General features: G+C 45.5%; 11 protein-coding genes. 4 read left to right on the forward strand and 7 right to left on the reverse strand.

The annotated features are described in order from the left end of the window. Positions 1–271: 271 nt before the first annotated feature. Positions 272–802 (forward strand): spermidine N1-acetyltransferase, encoded by a 531-nt coding sequence (speG, locus tag ACF8CV_RS05525; protein WP_005488166.1) that lies wholly within the window; start codon positions 272–274, stop codon positions 800–802. A gap of 182 nt (positions 803–984) precedes the next feature. On the opposite strand, the gene ACF8CV_RS05530 is transcribed toward speG, so the two are convergent. The 7 genes from ACF8CV_RS05530 to ACF8CV_RS05560 form a co-directional block, all read right to left on the reverse strand. Continuing rightward, positions 985–1,782: a hypothetical protein gene (locus tag ACF8CV_RS05530; protein WP_005459709.1), complete on the reverse strand. Its 798-nt coding sequence runs from the start codon at positions 1,780–1,782 to the stop codon at positions 985–987. 176 nt (positions 1,783–1,958) lie between these two features. Next, positions 1,959–3,044, reverse strand: a complete 1,086-nt coding sequence (locus ACF8CV_RS05535) for an OmpP1/FadL family transporter (protein ID WP_138938031.1) — start codon at positions 3,042–3,044, stop codon at positions 1,959–1,961. A gap of 120 nt (positions 3,045–3,164) precedes the next feature. Next, positions 3,165–6,305, reverse strand: coding sequence for an efflux RND transporter permease subunit VmeQ (gene vmeQ, locus ACF8CV_RS05540; protein ID WP_021452513.1), 3,141 nt, complete (start codon positions 6,303–6,305; stop codon positions 3,165–3,167). A gap of 10 nt (positions 6,306–6,315) precedes the next feature. Next, positions 6,316–7,458 carry an efflux RND transporter periplasmic adaptor subunit VmeP gene (gene vmeP / locus ACF8CV_RS05545; protein WP_005391278.1) on the reverse strand — a complete coding sequence of 381 codons (1,143 nt, stop codon included), beginning with the start codon at positions 7,456–7,458 and terminating at the stop codon, positions 6,316–6,318. A gap of 90 nt (positions 7,459–7,548) precedes the next feature. Then, positions 7,549–8,340 carry a hypothetical protein gene (locus ACF8CV_RS05550; RefSeq protein ID WP_005479226.1) on the reverse strand — a complete coding sequence of 264 codons (792 nt, stop codon included), beginning with the start codon at positions 8,338–8,340 and terminating at the stop codon, positions 7,549–7,551. A gap of 530 nt (positions 8,341–8,870) precedes the next feature. After that, entirely contained in the window at positions 8,871–11,030 is a 2,160-nt protein-coding gene (locus ACF8CV_RS05555; protein WP_138938032.1) for a prolyl oligopeptidase family protein, read from the reverse strand. A gap of 206 nt (positions 11,031–11,236) precedes the next feature. Continuing rightward, on the reverse strand, positions 11,237–12,808 hold the full coding sequence (locus ACF8CV_RS05560) for an ATP-binding cassette domain-containing protein (RefSeq protein ID WP_155007034.1): 1,572 nt from the start codon (positions 12,806–12,808) through the stop codon (positions 11,237–11,239). A 445-nt stretch (positions 12,809–13,253) separates the two neighbouring features. On the opposite strand from ACF8CV_RS05560, the gene ACF8CV_RS05565 reads away from it, so the two are divergent. From ACF8CV_RS05565 to ACF8CV_RS05575, 3 genes are all read left to right on the forward strand, one after another. Next, positions 13,254–13,679, forward strand: coding sequence for a universal stress protein (locus tag ACF8CV_RS05565; protein WP_005459700.1), 426 nt, complete (start codon positions 13,254–13,256; stop codon positions 13,677–13,679). 235 nt (positions 13,680–13,914) lie between these two features. Beyond that, positions 13,915–14,532, forward strand: a complete 618-nt coding sequence (locus tag ACF8CV_RS05570; protein WP_005459699.1) for an NAD(P)H-dependent oxidoreductase — start codon at positions 13,915–13,917, stop codon at positions 14,530–14,532. Continuing rightward, complete coding sequence (locus ACF8CV_RS05575) at positions 14,529–16,487, forward strand: monovalent cation:proton antiporter-2 (CPA2) family protein (protein WP_020835009.1); 1,959 nt, start codon at positions 14,529–14,531, stop codon at positions 16,485–16,487. Before ACF8CV_RS05570 ends, ACF8CV_RS05575 begins: the two co-directional genes overlap by 4 nt. Positions 16,488–16,589: the final 102 nt, after the last annotated feature.

Here is a 16,589-nt window from a genome sequence, read left to right on the forward strand (position 1 = left end):
TGAATACCTTGTTTGTTTAGATTAAGACACGAAGTCGTTGCGCGGTATTTAATATGAAATCAGCCTCCCTTACTAATCAGCTTTTTTATCGTCTGGATTAACGAGTATTATTAATGATTTTAGCAACTTACAAAGTTTGACGCAGGTCAAATATCCGTTGATACAAATGACAAAGTTGATAAAAATATGCGAGGTGTTTTCCCTAAGATACGTTAAGATTTTCTAGCATCAACCGGGGAGGATTTGCCCTCCCACTCATTGGAGAAACAGGATGAAAAAAGGCCTAAAAATGCGTGCATTAGAACGTTCTGATTTGCGTTTTATCCACGAACTCAACAACAATCGCAATATCATGGCCTACTGGTTTGAAGAACCTTACGAGTCCTATGACGAACTCGAAGAACTTTACCGTAAACACATTCACGATGACGCAGAACGACGCTTTGTCGTTGAAGACGCTGACGGCATTTTGATTGGTTTGGTGGAGCTGATTGAAATCAACTACATCCACCGCAGTGCGGAATTTCAAATCATCATCGCGCCAGACCATCAAGGCCGTGGTTATGCGATGGAAATGATTCATCGCGCATTGGATTACTCTTTCTCCATCCTCAACTTACGCAAAATCTACCTATTGGTTGCGGTTGAGAACGAAGTTGCCATCCATCTGTATAAAAAGTGCGGCTTTATTGAGGAAGGCCATCTTATCGAAGAGTACTTCATTAATGGCAGCTATCGTGACGTGAAGCGCATGTACGTTTTGAAACATCAATACCAGAAGAGTATTGAAGAACAATCGTAAGCCGATTGAACGTTATCACTGGCGTTAATTCATGCTGTGCTATCTCTCGCATTGCTGCTTGAGAATTTCCTCAGTATTCATCACTGAGCAAGGGCTGAAATAATGTCAGTGACACGCTCGAATCACAGGCTCGCTTGTGTTGACGGACTGGACGTCACAAATGCATTAGCGCTGTGTTTCCATTATTCAAATTGATATTGGTACGATACCGCAACACGCTTGTCTGCTTCATCCAGATAGGTGTTGTTGTCCATGACAAACGTCATTACGTTAAAAGAGTGGCGTTTGTTCACAAGGTAACCAAGGCCGATACCACCAAAGAAGCCTTTGTAGTTCTCTCCTTCACTGTTTTCTGAGCCGTAAGTGCCCGCTGCGAAGCTGATTAACGTCAGTTCTTTGGTAAACGATTTCAGCGCAAATGCACCAACGTAACCGCTGCTGCCTGAAGAGCTCATCATATTGAAGCCATTCTCTGCACTTGGAGTGCCCGTAAAGTTAGGCTCGCTACAGTGGCTACTTTCTGCACCGTCACAAACAGGAACATCACCAGTATTGTACGTATAGCCTGCCATTGGGAAAATTTGGAAGCCTGCTGGCTCAATCCCGAAATAACTTAGCGGCATAAAGGTACCAACGCTGTAGTTGGTTTGATCCGCGCCGTTTACGTATTCATTTTTACCGAAGTTGAAGTTCACGATACCGACCGGAAACAACCACGAGCCACCAATACGCCACTCGCTCGCATCATCATTGATACGCAGGTTAATTTTGCGCGCTTGGTCAAGCGCAAGTGAGCCCGAGAATGAGATGTTTTGATCATCAAAATCGTAGTTGTTTGCGTAAGACGCGCCAAATTTCGTGATGACTTTTGTTGGGTCATCCGCCAACTTGTTTTTATTGTCTTTTACTCGATGCTCGGCACCATGAGCCAGCGTACTGACCAACAAAGTCGTACACACTAACGCTAGTTTATTTTTCATTTTTTAGTCCTTTGAGATGTTGAATACCCGCACTTAGCTGCGCAGATACTTTTTGAATCATCACTCACTGGATGTGACAAAAGCGCCCTAACTACCTTAGATGGCGTGACAGAATCCAGTGCAGGTAGTTAGGGTAGAATGGCCTGTAAGGAAGGCGTTTTAGCGATTAGGAATGATTAGTTTTTCCAGTTGTAGCTCATGCTCATGAAGTACAGAGCAGGCTCATCAAAGCCAGCTTGGAAGCGTGGCGTTTCTGACGATTCCATCAAGATCGCTTCAAACGCGAAACCAATTGAGTTTTCTGAATCCAATTTGTAATCAATGCCTGTACCAATGCGGTATGCCTTGCCAGTAGGAACGGTAATGTCACCGTTTGATTGGCTTTCATACATGCTGGTATCGAATGCAAAACCTGCATTCCACATCATTTTTTCATTCAGTTTGTACTGAGTACCCAATGCGATTTGGTAAGTGTCTTGTGTCTCTACGTTCAGCGTGGTTGTGTATTCGCTCCAGTCTTGCCAGTTCACGTTCCACATCACCGCTAGGTCATCATTCACTTCATGGTAAGCACTGAAGATCAGTTGTTGCGGAGCAATGGAGTTGCTATTGTCGAATTCAAATTCGGTTTCAGAAGAGTAAGACAGACCAAGACGCGTGCCTGGTGTTGCCTCATAAAGCACACCTACTCGGCCGTTGACCTGAGTATCTTGGTCTTCGTCATTGAAGTTCAAGACTCCCTTCGTTTCCACTTCATACATACCGTACTGAATGCCAAGCGCCGCACCCACAGACCAGTGATCATTGATGCGGTAAGAAGCGGAAGGTTGAATGGTCAAGGCTTGCGTCGTTGCTGTAGGAATATCTAAATGATTATTCAAAAGACCTTCGTATTCTAGGCCAAGACCGTAGTTGCCATACAGACCAATACCCAGCGTCCATTTGTCGTTCACTTGTTGGCTGTAAAATGCCGACGCCATAGGAACAAAACCAATCACGTTGCCCGCATCGCCAGTCATCGTGTCTAGTTGCGCGTCACCGTAAAGGCCAATCAGGTTACCAGAGAAAGATTTACCAGAAACATTCGCCAGACCAGCCGGGTTTGCTGCCATTACTGAGGCATCTTGCGCACGAGCCGCCATACCAGCGGATGCCAAACCAATATCCGATGCTGTTGTTTCGTAAAGGTATAACCCGCCCGCTTGCGCAGCAGCACACGTCAGTAGAGAGCTCGCTACGACGATTTTTGAAAGATTTTTCATGCTAAAACCTATTATTGTTAGGAGAACCCACGCTGCGACGGTGGTTGTATATCAATGAAAGGCATTGGCCAATCGCACACAGCGTGGGGGTGTTGTGGAGTCAGTCGGTTGAAATCAGCGTTATTGCTCGCTCACCTCAAGTTCAGAGGGTTTCTTTCGCTTAAACTTCTCGCGCAGAGATTGCATCATCACGAAGAACACCGGCGTCAGCAACGTGCCTACAAACGTAGAGAGAATCATGCCGCCGAAGACCGCAAAGCCCAGTGAGTGACGAGATGCCGCACCAGCACCCGATGCAATCACCAACGGGAATACCCCCCAGATGAAGGCGAACGCAGTCATCTGTACTGCACGGAAACGGATTCGAGCAGCTTCTTTGGCAGCATCAATGATGGATAAGCCCTTTTCTTCTCGCAGAACTTTGGCAAATTCCACGATAAGAATCGCCACTTTGGCGGACATACCAATCAAGATGACCACACCAATCTGCACGTACAAATCGAACGGTTGTCCCACCAGCAGTAGCGTGCCCATTGCGCCGAGAATCGCGACGGGAACCGCCATCATTACCGCAGCAGGAATGGTCCAACTTTCGTACTGAGCCACCAAGAACAAGTAGGTGAACAGCAAAGACAATGCGAACGCGATTGGCGCCATGTTGCCTGCTTTCATCTCTTGGTAAGTCATGCCTGACCACTCGTACGAGTAACCACTTGGCAAAGATTCCGCAGCCAGTTTTTCAATGGCTTTTACAACATCACCCGAGCTGTAACCTGGCGCTGGCGCACCGTTCACGGTTGCAGAACTGAACATGTTGTAGTTCGATAAGGTATCAGGGCCAAAGATCGGCTTCACTTTCACTAGCGTTGCCAGTGACACCATTTTTCCAGAGCTTGAGCGAACAAACAGATGGTCGATGTCGTCGATGTTGTCACGGTATTGCTCTTCTGCTTGCACTTTCACTTGGTACGAACGACCAAACAAGTTGAAGTCAGAAATGTATGCACCGCCCAACTGTGCTTGCAGTGTGCTGAAGATTTCATTCAACGGTACGCCCATCGAAATCGCTTTATCGCGGTCAATATCGATGTAACGTTGCGGAATGTTCGCACGGAAAATCGAGAACGCACGCGCCACTTCAGGCAGTTGATTGATTTGGGCAACAAAATCAGCGGTTGTTTTTGCCAACTCTTGTGGAGAACGGCCCAAGTTGTCTTGCAGCACAAGGTTGAAACCATCTACCGCACCCATGCCTTTGATTGCCGGCGTCGCGAAAACGAACGAAGCGGCATCTGGCGTTGAGTTCAGCATTTGGTTAACTTTATTCATCAATGCGCGTTGGTGTAACTCAGGGTCTTTACGTTTGCTCCAGTTATCCAGTTTGATGATCAACATGCCCGAGTTTGGAATCGACGCCATGTTAATTACCGAGAAGCCCGCAACCGAAACCACGTTCTCCACACCTTCCATCTGTTTTAGCTCATCAACGTACTTCTTCATTAATGGTGCAGTACGCTGCAATGCTGCTGCGTCTGGCAAACGCATTTCGACCATGAACACGCCTTTATCTTCGTTCGGTACGAAAGAAGAAGGTACGGTCATGAACGCAAATGCCAGCACCGCAATAAGCGCGCCATAAACACCGATACTCAGCACAATACGACGGCTCAAGAAGCCAACTAAACCTTGGTATTTGCGCGTTATTGCTTCAAAACCTCGGTTAAACGCACGCAAAGGCGCAATAGGTTGCGAGTGAGTAGATTTCAACATCAACGCACAAAGCGCTGGCGTTAACGTTAATGCGTTGATCGCAGAGATCAGCACCGACACACAGATGGTGACCGCGAACTGGTTGAACATTCGACCAGAAATACCCGGCAATAGCGCAACCGGTACGAATACCGCCAACAAAATAAGCGTTGTTGCCAATACTGGACCCGTCACTTCTTTCATAGCTTGGATCGTGGCCGGAATCGGGTCTAAATGCTCTTCATGGATAACCCGCTCCACGTTCTCCACCACGATGATCGCATCGTCCACCACGATACCGATGGCGAGGATCAAGCCAAACAACGAAATGGTGTTGATGGTCATGCCCATCACGCCCATGATTGCGAACGTCGCAATGATGGAAACAGGAATCGCTAAGGTTGGAATGATGGTCGCTCGCCAGTTCTGCAAGAAAACGTACACAACGAAGGTTACAAGAAGTACCGCAATCACCAGCGTCTCGTACACTTCATCAATCGATGTCTCTACGTATTCGGTAGAGTCATACGCGATGTCGTAGACCAAATCATCTGGGAACGATTTCTCGTACTCTTTCATGGCCTCTTTCACGCGTTCCATCACGTCTAGCGCGTTCGCTGTCGGCAACTGGTACAAGGCCAGAACGGCGGCTGGTTCGTTATTCATACGACCATCAGCTTCGTAACCTTGTGCGCCAACTTCGACACGAGCCACATCTTTCAAGCGAATCAAAGAACCTTTCTTGCTCGCACGGATGATGATGTTCTCGAACTCTTCCGCAGAAGTAAGGCGACCTTTGGTTTGCAAAACATATTGATATTGCTGGTCACCCGGAGCTGGCATACCACCGATCTTACCCGCCGCCACTTGGATATTTTGCGTTTTAATTGCGCCAATAACATCGCTAGCAGAAAGCTTCAAGGTAGCCAGTTTATTTGGGTTCAACCAAATACGCATTGAGTAGTCTTTCTTACCCAGCAGCGTAATGTCACTCATACCTTCGATACGTTTTAGACGCTCAACGATATTGAGATCCGCGTAGTTAGAAAGGTAGATACTGTCGTAAGACTGTTTCGGGGAACGCAGTGTGATAACGCCCAGCATGTCGGAAGATTTCTTCTTAACCGTCACACCGATTTGGTTTACTTCTTGTGGTAGAGACGACGTCGCCTGTGCAACCAAGTTGTTCACACGAACCTGCGCCATATCGCCATCTGCGCCCACTCGGAAGTAAATACGCAATGTATATGAGCCATCGTTACCAATCACAGAAGACATGTAAATCATGTCTTCAACGCCGTTGACTTTGGCTTCTATCGGTTGTGCTACGGTCTTTTTAACCACGTCCGCGTTTGCACCCGGATACATGGTGCTCACCGTAATTACCGTTGGAGAGATTTGAGGATACTCAGAAATTGGCAAGACTTTCAGGGCGATCATACCCATCAATGTCATCGCCAGTGAGATCACCAAAGCAAACTTCGGCCGGTGAATGAAAAATTTACTTAACATCAGTACTCACTCAGCCTTGTTCACTCTGTAGTTCAACGTCTTTCACCGTTGCACCCGGACGCACTTTTTGTAGACCATTGACGATGACTTTTTCGTTAGCCGCCAAGCCAGTCAGCACAGCACGTTTCACACCGTAGGTCTGACCGAGTTCAACGTTACGACGAGACACCACGTGATCATCACCAACCACCATGACGTAATCACCCGCTTGATCTTGCTGAACAGCCGCCGATGGGATAAGCAAACCATCAATGGTTTTGTTGCGCAGCTTGATGGTCAAGTTGCCATATTCACCCGGCATAAGCGCGTAAGTTGGATTATCGAATTGTGCTTCTGCTCGAATTGAGCCTGTTTCTAAATCGATCTTATTGCCAACGGCGTAGATCTTGCCATCAAGCGGATACAATGAACCGTCTGAAAGCGTCAGTGTTAAATCAACATCCAGTTTGTCATCGTTACGATGAGCCACATCAATCGCACTTCTTACGCGGCGGTAGAGCTTCTCATCCACATCAAAGCCAAAGCGAATTGGGTCGATTTGAGTGATCGAAACAAGAGGAACGAGTTGAATTTTCGAAATACGGTCACCCACTCGGAAGTTGCTGAAACCCACGCGGCCAGAGAAAGGAGCACGCACAGAGCTAAATTCAAGATCGAGCCTTGCTGAAACCAGCGTCGCTTTCGCCTCTTCTACCGAAGCAATCGCTGCGGCGTGCGCAGCAATGGCGTCATCGTATTGCTGCTCACTGATGCTTTTATCTTTGATGAGTTTCTTCACACGTTCTGCATCACGCGTAGTTTGAACGAGTTGTGCTTTTGCTTTTTGCAACGACGCTTTTGCATACGCCAGTGCCGCTTTGTAAGGACGGTCGTCGATTTCAAACAGCAATTGGCCTTTTTCGACCATATCGCCATCTTTAAAATGAATCGCGGTTAATTCGCCACCGACTCGAGGCATAATATCAACGTCATTTACCGCTTCAGTTCGACCGATAAAAGTATGATAAGGAGTGATTTTTGTTTCGGTTAGGGTAACGGTTTCAACAGAGGGTGCTTGGGCAGTTTTCGTTGCGATATCGCCAGTTTTGCATCCTGATAGTAATGCAGAAGATATAGCAATAGATACCAACGCAAATTTATATTTGGCTTTCATGATAAACCTACTTTATGTAGAAAGTGCCCTAGCCTAAATATTTAAATATATGGATAAACACACTTTCTATTCTGGAAATAAACGAGGGAGTTAGAATTGGTAGTTAAATTCGATACGGTGATCACCATCACCGAAATTAACGTGCTCATTCCAGTTTGCAAAGTAACGAATATTTGCGCGAGGATTAATTTGATAAGACAACGCAAACTCATGAGTTAAGATATTATCTTCACCCGCGTAATAAGTATCTTTATATTGACTAGACCCTGACAATGTATGCATATACATTGGGTTGTAGTTAATCCAGATTTTATCGGTTAATTCAATTTTTGAGTACATACCGACAACGGTGAAAGTACCTGGAATTTCATAACCTTTGTCATCACCACTAAAATCATTAGCAATAGTGACACCCGCACCAGCTAAAGGAAATAACTGCAACATGCCAAACTTAGGTAGGCCTTGAATAAAGCTATAAGATGCATCTAATTTATCGTTATCAACATCGTAGTTTACATCTAATTGACGCCCTAGACCTTTTGCGACTTCTACTTGGAAATTACGTAGTCGGAAAGAGTCAATGCTGTCATCAACATTGGCATACATTGGATCGTCATTGTCGCGAATTCCAAATAGCTCACCACCAATGCCTTTCATTTCGATGATGTTCATCGCCATGGTGCCAGGCTGGCTAGATTGGTAAGTTTGACCGATTTTGATGTTCGCGCCTTTGTCAGTAATACCAAAGCCCGCTTGGGTGTAAACCGCAAGTGGGTCAGACATATCTTGTAGTTCTTCGTCATTATTTGTCTGAGCATAAGCAGAAGACGCGAGTTGAAGGGCTGCTGCCATGATAACAACAGACGGTTTCACTAAATTCATAAAACTGTATCCATTTTAATGATTATAAAATTATTCACGTCATGAGGTCATCATAAATAGCAAGCAACATAACTCGCTTTGGATAATATAAATTATCAAAGCAAATTTAATAATGACGAAACATTAGACGTTTTAATTAAAATAAAATAAAGCGTCGTAAAAGTTCAATCACTGCTACTTATATCTTATATAACTTGAAATTTGGTAAGCTTTACGAAGAAGGGAATATTAAAACTTATGAAAATTCAATTATCATTAAAACAAATGATTAATTAATTTTACCATATAAATAAGGAGTGCAATGGTGTTAAGTGATCGCGATCAAGTTTTATTTTTATCGCATATTACTCTTCAGGTAAAGAAGAGAGTTGTAATAAATTGCAAATACCTTAATTTAATTAGCCTTGCGGTCAATTTAGAATAGTTACTCCACAATAAATTGAAAGGAAATCACACTCTGTGATTCCCTTTTATTTTCGAGTGCAAAAGCACCAATGCATTTCGTTAACTAAAAACGCAAACGATTCGCACTATTGCAGTTTCTCTATCCCCATATTGAACAGTGCAAAGCTATAAATATCTGCATTTGTCTCAATTATTTTACGCGTTGGTGTGCCAGCACCATGTCCTGCATTGGTTTCGATGCGAATCAAGGTCGGATTTGAACCCGCCTGTTTTGACTGCAACTCAGCAGCAAATTTGTAAGAGTGAGCAGGAACAACACGATCATCATGATCACCCGTTGTAATCAATGTTGCTGGGTATTCCACCCCCGCTTTTACATTGTGCACTGGCGAATAACCTTTCAGATATTGGAACATCTCTTTACTTTGCTCTGCCGTACCGTAGTCATACGCCCAACCAGCACCTGCGGTAAAAGTATGATAGCGCAGCATGTCCAGTACGCCGACTGCTGGCAGCGCCACTTTAAACAGCTCTGGACGTTGCGTCATAACAGCCCCCACTAACAAGCCACCATTCGATCCACCGTTAATGGCTAACTTGTTTGATGACGTTACCTTTTCATCAATTAGAAATTCAGCCGCCGCAATAAAGTCATCAAACACATTTTGCTTTTGCATTTGAATGCCAGCGTTGTGCCACTCTTTACCATACTCCCCACCGCCACGAATGTTCGCTACCGCGTAAACACCACCAAGCTCCAACCAAGCCGCACGTGTCGGGCTAAAAGATGGTGTGAGGCTAATGTTGAAGCCGCCATAACCATATAGGATGGTTGGTGCACTGCCGTCCATCGGTGTCCCTTTTTTATAGGTGATGATCATCGGCACTTTTGTTCCGTCTTTTGAGGTGTAAAACACCTGGCGAGAGTCATACAAAGCTGGATCAAATGGCGCTTTAGATTTGTAGTACACCTCGCTATCACCATCTTTGATGTTCAGACGATACGTAGTGCTGGGCATCTTGTAGTTGGTGAAAGAATAGTAGACTTCGGTTTCATCTTTTTTACCCGAGAAACCGTATGCGCTGCCAATATCAGGCAATTTGATTTCTCGAATGAGTTTACCGTTCATGTCGTATTGCTTCACCATCGAGATCGCATCAACAATATAACTCGCAAACAAGTTGCCACCCGCGGTAGAAACGCGTAACACGTTCTTTGTTTCAGGGATCAAATCTTTCCAGTTTTTGGGCTGCGGCTGACTCGCATCCACCGTCACGACGCGTTTGTTCGGCGCATTAAGGTTCGTAACCAAGTACAGCTTCGTGCCTTGGTTGTCTATTACCCAAGTATCAGAACTGGTGTTATCTAAAATGGTTTTAAGCGGGCTGTTTGGCTTACTCAGATCTTTAAAGAACAGTTTGTTACCCGATGTCGATACGCTGGCTGAGATAAACAAGTAGCGTTCATCATCTGACGTATAGCCGCCAACATAACGGTATTTCTCTTCCTCAAAGCCGCCGAAAATCAGCTGGTCTTCACTTTGTTTCGTTCCAAGTTTATGAAAGTAGAGCTTGTGTTGATCTGTCTTCGCGGAGAGTTCACTCCCCTGTGGCTTGTCATAACTTGAGTAATAGAAACCTTGATTGCCGAGCCAACTGATGCCGCTGAACTTAATATCCACCAGCGTTTCACCGACTGGCTTTTTGGTTGCTGTGTCTAACACAATGACTTTGCGCCAATCGCTACCGCCTTCCGAAATACTGTATGCGACCAAAGAACCGTCTCGTGAAAAGCTCACTCCCGCTAACGATGTGGTGCCATCCTCACTAAACGTATTTGGATCGAGGAAAATTTCTGCGTCACCATCACCTAACTGCCGATAAAGCACATCTTGGTTTTGTAACCCGTCATTTTTGTAGAAATAAGTGAACTTACCCTCTTTGAACGGTTGGCTTTGCTTTTCGTAGTCCATGAGCTTAGTGATGCACTCTTCAATCTGCTCGCGGTAAGGAATTTTCGACAGATAATCAAACGTCACTGCATTTTGTGCCTTCACCCATTCTGCGGTTTCTGGGCTGAGATCGTCTTCCAACCAGCGATAAGGATCACTTACTTTTGTACCAAAGTAGTCATCGACAACATCCACTTTTTGTGTGGTTGGGTACGTGATGGCTTTCGGGGTTACCTGTTCAACCGACGATTGCGCCGCTTCATTTGCATACGCCACAGACAACACACTTCCGAGTGCGAGAGCCGTTGTGAGTGCTAGGGTGTTCTTTTTCATGAAATTCCTTTTTATTTTTCTGTTTTCTTTTTGTGCAATACATCAGAACTCTACTATATATCGACAAAATGAATCTAATTTCATTAAACGAGTTGTGAAAGCCATCCTAACTCCCTTATTTCCTGCCAATTCTACATATCGGTAAGTGGAGGTGTAGAGCTTAGGAACAACGCTGAAGAGCTACGATGGCGTTTACTCTCTTTCGTCTAATTCAGTTCGATTTGACGCAAAACCCCAGACTCAGAAGCGAAATCTTGGTCGTGACTAATCAGAACAAATCCACCTTTGTATGTATTTAGCGCCTGACTAAGCATTATTTTTGACTCGAGATCGAGATGGTTATCTGGTTCATCAAGCAGCAGCAAAGGCTGGGAGTGTTGATGGCTGACGATCAGCATTGCGAGCTTCATCTTCTCGCCACCACTGAGTACGCATCCCAACCGAAACACAGCGTCTCGACGAAAACCGATCCCCGCCAATAAGGTTCTCGCTTCACTTTCCGTCATCTCTTGGCAGGTCTCCATTACGTTCTCAAGTAACGAAAGATTTGGATTCACTGCGCCAAAGTGTTGGTCGAGATAATACAAGGGGGTATTCACTTGCAGCTCACCACTCAGCAACGACAACTCGCCAAGCAACGTCTTTAACAAGGTTGACTTTCCGCATCCATTTTTCCCTTTGAGATGGACTTTGTCGTTCGCAAAAATCTGCAAAGTGATAGGAGTAGAATCCCCAAAAGGCAATATACCTTCTTGTATCGACAACACTTTTTTCGAACGGTTCGGATTATCTGCAAGATAAAGCTTTTGCGCTTTGAGCTGCTCATGTCGCGATTGCAACGCCCGCTCTTTGGCTTGTAAATGCACTTGTCTGAGTTGCTCATTCTTATTGCGATTTGAGGCGCTGGCGGTCGCGCTATCCTTTTTGCCATCAAGCAAAATTTTGGGCTGACTGCCGTCTTTGCGCAGTTTGTTCCCTTGCGCGGCGCGTTGGTCTGCTTTTTCGCGATTTTTCTGGGCTTGCTCAGCTAACCGTTTTTTCTGTTTATCGACCTGCGCTAACTGCCTTTCGACCGCTTGTAGCTCAGTGCGTTTTTGCTCGGCATACACATCGTAATTTCCACCAAAAACCTGTAAGCCTAGGCCCGAGAGTTCCCAAATTTCCTCCATTGCTCGCAGCAGCTCACGATCGTGACTGATGAGTAAAATCGCGCCACCGAAATGCCTCATAGACTCTATCAACCATTGTTTCGCCTCGGTATCGAGGTGATTGGATGGCTCATCGAGAATCAAAAGTTCCGTTTCGTTTTCAAACAACTGCCATAACTGCAAACGTGCCAACTGACCACCACTGAGCCGAGCACAAGAGAAATCAGGGTCTTGCGGCAAGCCCATCGCAGCAAGCTGCTGTTTGAGTTTCAGTTCAATATCCCACTGTTCGCCAACCAGTTCGAACCAATGCTCAGAAACATCACCTTGTTCAATCTGCTTTAAAGCATGCAAGACCGAGTCTGTTCCCAGAAACTGGGCGATCGATTGCTGACCTGAGAGCAAATCAGACGGCTGCTGGCGATACATCATGAAAGAAGAGGGAGAAGTCACAACACCGCTGGCAGGCTGAGTTTCGCCCGCCAAAATGGAAGCCAAAAGCGACTTACCGATGCCATTGCGCCCAACCAAACCAACACGTCGTTTAGTCATGGAACAAGAAATAGACTGGAATAGCGTCTCGCCATTATCAAACTGATGGCTAACATTAAAAGCTTGTAAAACTGGCATAATTTGCCTCCTGTATGACAGGGACAACAGCCGTAGCTATGATTTGAGATTGCAACAAAACGCGTGCACAAACGCATTAAGCTTTATGTAAAGCTCGACGATAAACGTCAAATAAAAAATTTGTCTTGTTGCAAAGAAATATCGGAAAGTGAGCTACGCCTACTAACCCTGCTGATCCAAAAAATAAGTAAAAATATGGATGACAGGTTTAGTTCTTCATGTTGGCGTAATCTCCTAGAGAAATGATGCGCAGAGTGTAGCGGCTTTTTTGTTCAAAAAGCAAGCTTTCTAACCAAATGAGTACAAAGAGAAAGTTTCACAGCAAGTTGTTATATCGTATTAACTTTTTAACAAAACTTTGAACAATTTCGAGATCTTATCAACACAATTTTTGCCCAAGCCATACTATGCTTAGGGTAAAGATAATCCACATAAGGGCGTGGTTATGAAATACAAACATATCCTTGTTGCACTCGAACTGTCAGATGAAAGCACCGTGCTTATCGACAGAGCGGTATCAATGGCAAACTATCTCGACTCCGATATCTCCTTTATCCACATTGATGGTACGCACGGAGAAATCTATCGCGAGCTTGTAGACATTAAAGAGAACCCGGATCAAAGGCCGTTGAATGAGCATTCAATGGAATGTTTAAGAACATTCAGTGATTATATGGACTACCCACTTAAACACTTCTTTGTAGGTACGGGTGATTTAGCTGATAAATTGGAAGTCACCATTAAGGAGCAAGAAGTAGATCTGCTGATTTGTGGTCACCACCAAGATTTCTGGAGCAAGATCATTTCTTACTCAAGACACCTAATCAACAAATCACCCGTTGATATTTTAGTGGTGCCTATTCACGAATAAATTGGCGTGATCATGAAATAGCCTCAAGGGATCAGAGAACTTGTCTCATTTTATAAAACCACCAACTTGTTTGGTGGTTTTTTATTAATACTTCATCAGTTTATCTATTCCTACATGGTAGATAGGTTAACGTTTATGCGTTACATTTTGTAACTGACCGAGACGGACATAGCGCGTCAGTCTCTTCACCCACCTTCTCCATTCGGATAAGGCCATGCTGAAAGCAAGGATCCCTATGACAAATAAAAAAGTACTGATTCTCTTTGCTCATCCTTCCCAGCATCGTTCAGAAGTGAATACTCCACTTTTCAAAGAAGCTCAAAAAATCGAAGGCGTGACATGCGTTGACTTGTACGGTGAGTACCCTCGTTTCAACATCAATATCGACCGAGAACAACAACGCCTTCGTGAACATGATGTGGTGATTTTCCAATTTCCGCTTTACTGGTACTCAACACCAGCGATTTTGAAAGAATGGCAAGATTTGGTGTTGGAATACGGCTTTGCATACGGCACCGAAGGAACCGAACTGCAAGGCAAAACCATGCTGTGCGTGCTTTCTGCCGGCGGCAAAGAAGAAGCCTACAAAGCCGAAGGCTACAACCATTTTACGATTCGGGAACTGCTCGCTCCTATCGAGCAAATGTCCGCACTCACGGGTATGCACTATATTGCGCCTCTTGCTTTGTTTGGTTCGCGTACCGCAGCCGAAGAAGGTCGTATCCCGCGCCATATTGAACGCTATAAAAAGCTCTTAACGGCACTGGTCGAAGACCGATTGGATGTCGAGGCCGCCGCTTCGCTCATTAAACTTAACAGTGCATTGCCGGAGCTCATCAAGGAGGCGTCATGACAGGAATATTCTTACAAGCCTTTGTGTACCTTGTAGCCGCCGTTATCGCGGTTCCGTTAGCAAAACGCTTAGGTTTAGGCTCTGTGTTGGGCTACTTAATTGCCGGCGTGGTGATTGGCCCAATCATCGGCCTAGTAGGCGAAGAGACCACAACCATCCAACATTTTGCGGAATTTGGCGTTGTAATGATGCTGTTCCTTGTTGGTTTAGAACTCGAACCTAAAATGCTGTGGGCGATGCGTAATCGCTTGATGGGGTTAGGTGGCTTGCAAGTTGGCGGCACTGTCGCCGCGATTATGGGTATCGCCTTGTATTTTGAGCAGCCTTGGACGATTGCTCTGGCGATTGGCCTAATTTTCGCGCTGTCATCAACCGCCATTGTGCTGCAAACCTTTAGCGAAAAAGGGCTAACCAAAACAGAAGGTGGTAAAAACGCGTTTTCTGTTCTGCTCTTTCAAGATATCGCTGTTATCCCGATGTTGGCCTTTATTCCATTGTTGGCCCTGCCGGAGTTAGTCGAACAAGCACAAAATGCCGTTCAAACTGCTGCGCAGCATCATGACGATTTAAACCTCGTGGCCGATTTGCCGGGCTGGGCGTACGGTATTGTCATCACAGCATCGATTGCGATTGTTGTCGTTGGCGGGCACTTTTTAAGCCGCCCGTTACTAAAGTACGTGGCTAGCTCTGGTTTGCGCGAAATCTTTACGGCGACCGCGCTCATGCTGGTGATTGGCATCGCTGCGCTGATGAGTTTAGTGGGCTTGTCTCCCGCGCTTGGAACTTTCTTGGCAGGCGTAGTATTGGCAAACAGTGAATTCCGCCACGAGTTAGAGTCCAACATCGAACCATTTAAAGGTTTATTGCTGGGTCTGTTCTTTATTACCGTTGGCGCGGGAATCAACTTCTCGGTTCTATTTGGTGATTTCTGGCTGATCATGGCGCTGACCATTGGCGTGATGGTATTGAAAGCCTTGGTGCTGTTTATTCTCGCGCTGATATTTAGAGTGAAAGGTAGCAACCGCTGGCTGTTTACCCTAAGCTTGGCTCAAGCGGGTGAATTTGGTTTTGTGTTGCTAAGCTTCTCTGTGCAAAACCACGTCATTCCGTTTGAACTCTCGCAAACTCTTGCACTGGTGGTTGCGATTTCAATGTTCCTGACACCAGGCTTGTTCATTCTGTTTGATCGGGTGATTTTGCCTCGCTTTGAAACCCAATCGAATGAACGCGAAAGTGATACGATTGAAGAAACAGGCACAGTCATCATTGCTGGTATTGGCCGCTTTGGTCAGATTGTGAATCGCCTATTAGTATCGAACGGCGTAACAACTGTAGTGCTTGACCATCAAGCCAACCAAGTCGATAACATGCGCCAGATTGGCACTCGTGCCTATTTTGGTGACGCAACCCGACCAGATATGCTGCACACGGCAGGTATCGAGCATGCGGCTGCGTTGGTCGTCGCGATTGATAACCAAGAATCGAGTGTGGAACTGGTGAAATACGTGAAGCACACGTACCCGAAAGTGAAAATCATCGCACGTGCTTTCGACCGCGGTCATGGTTACTTGTTGCGTCAAGCTGGCGCAGATGTGATCGAATCGGAAACTTATCACTCGGCACTGGAAATGGGTGGGCATGCTATGAAAGCGTTGGGCATTCACCCATTCTTTGTTGAACAGCAAAAAGACACTTACAAGCGCGTAGAAGCTCGTAAATCTGAAATGTTATACCAAGCGTGGGAAGACGATTCGGAAGGTGAGCGCTTCGATAACAACTTCCGCGAACTATTCATCCTGCTCGAAGAGAAAATGGCGGAAGAGATGCGCAAAGATCGTCACGATAAGTTATCGCGTTCTGAACGTGGCTGGACGCCACCGCCAAAAGGTTACGCTGAAAACTTTGACGGTGAAAACGTGCAAGATATTACGCCACCAAAAGAAGAAGCGATTTAACGCCAAAACAGAAATACAAAAACCTCCCACCATTGGGAGGTTTTTTTGTCGGTTGTACGTCAGCACGCCGCCCTAAATCACCACAGTGACTTTCATCCAGCA

It is taken from the genome of Vibrio sp. zbq_1, assembly GCF_043102935.1.
GTDB classification, from domain to species: Bacteria; Pseudomonadota; Gammaproteobacteria; order Enterobacterales; family Vibrionaceae; genus Vibrio; species Vibrio parahaemolyticus.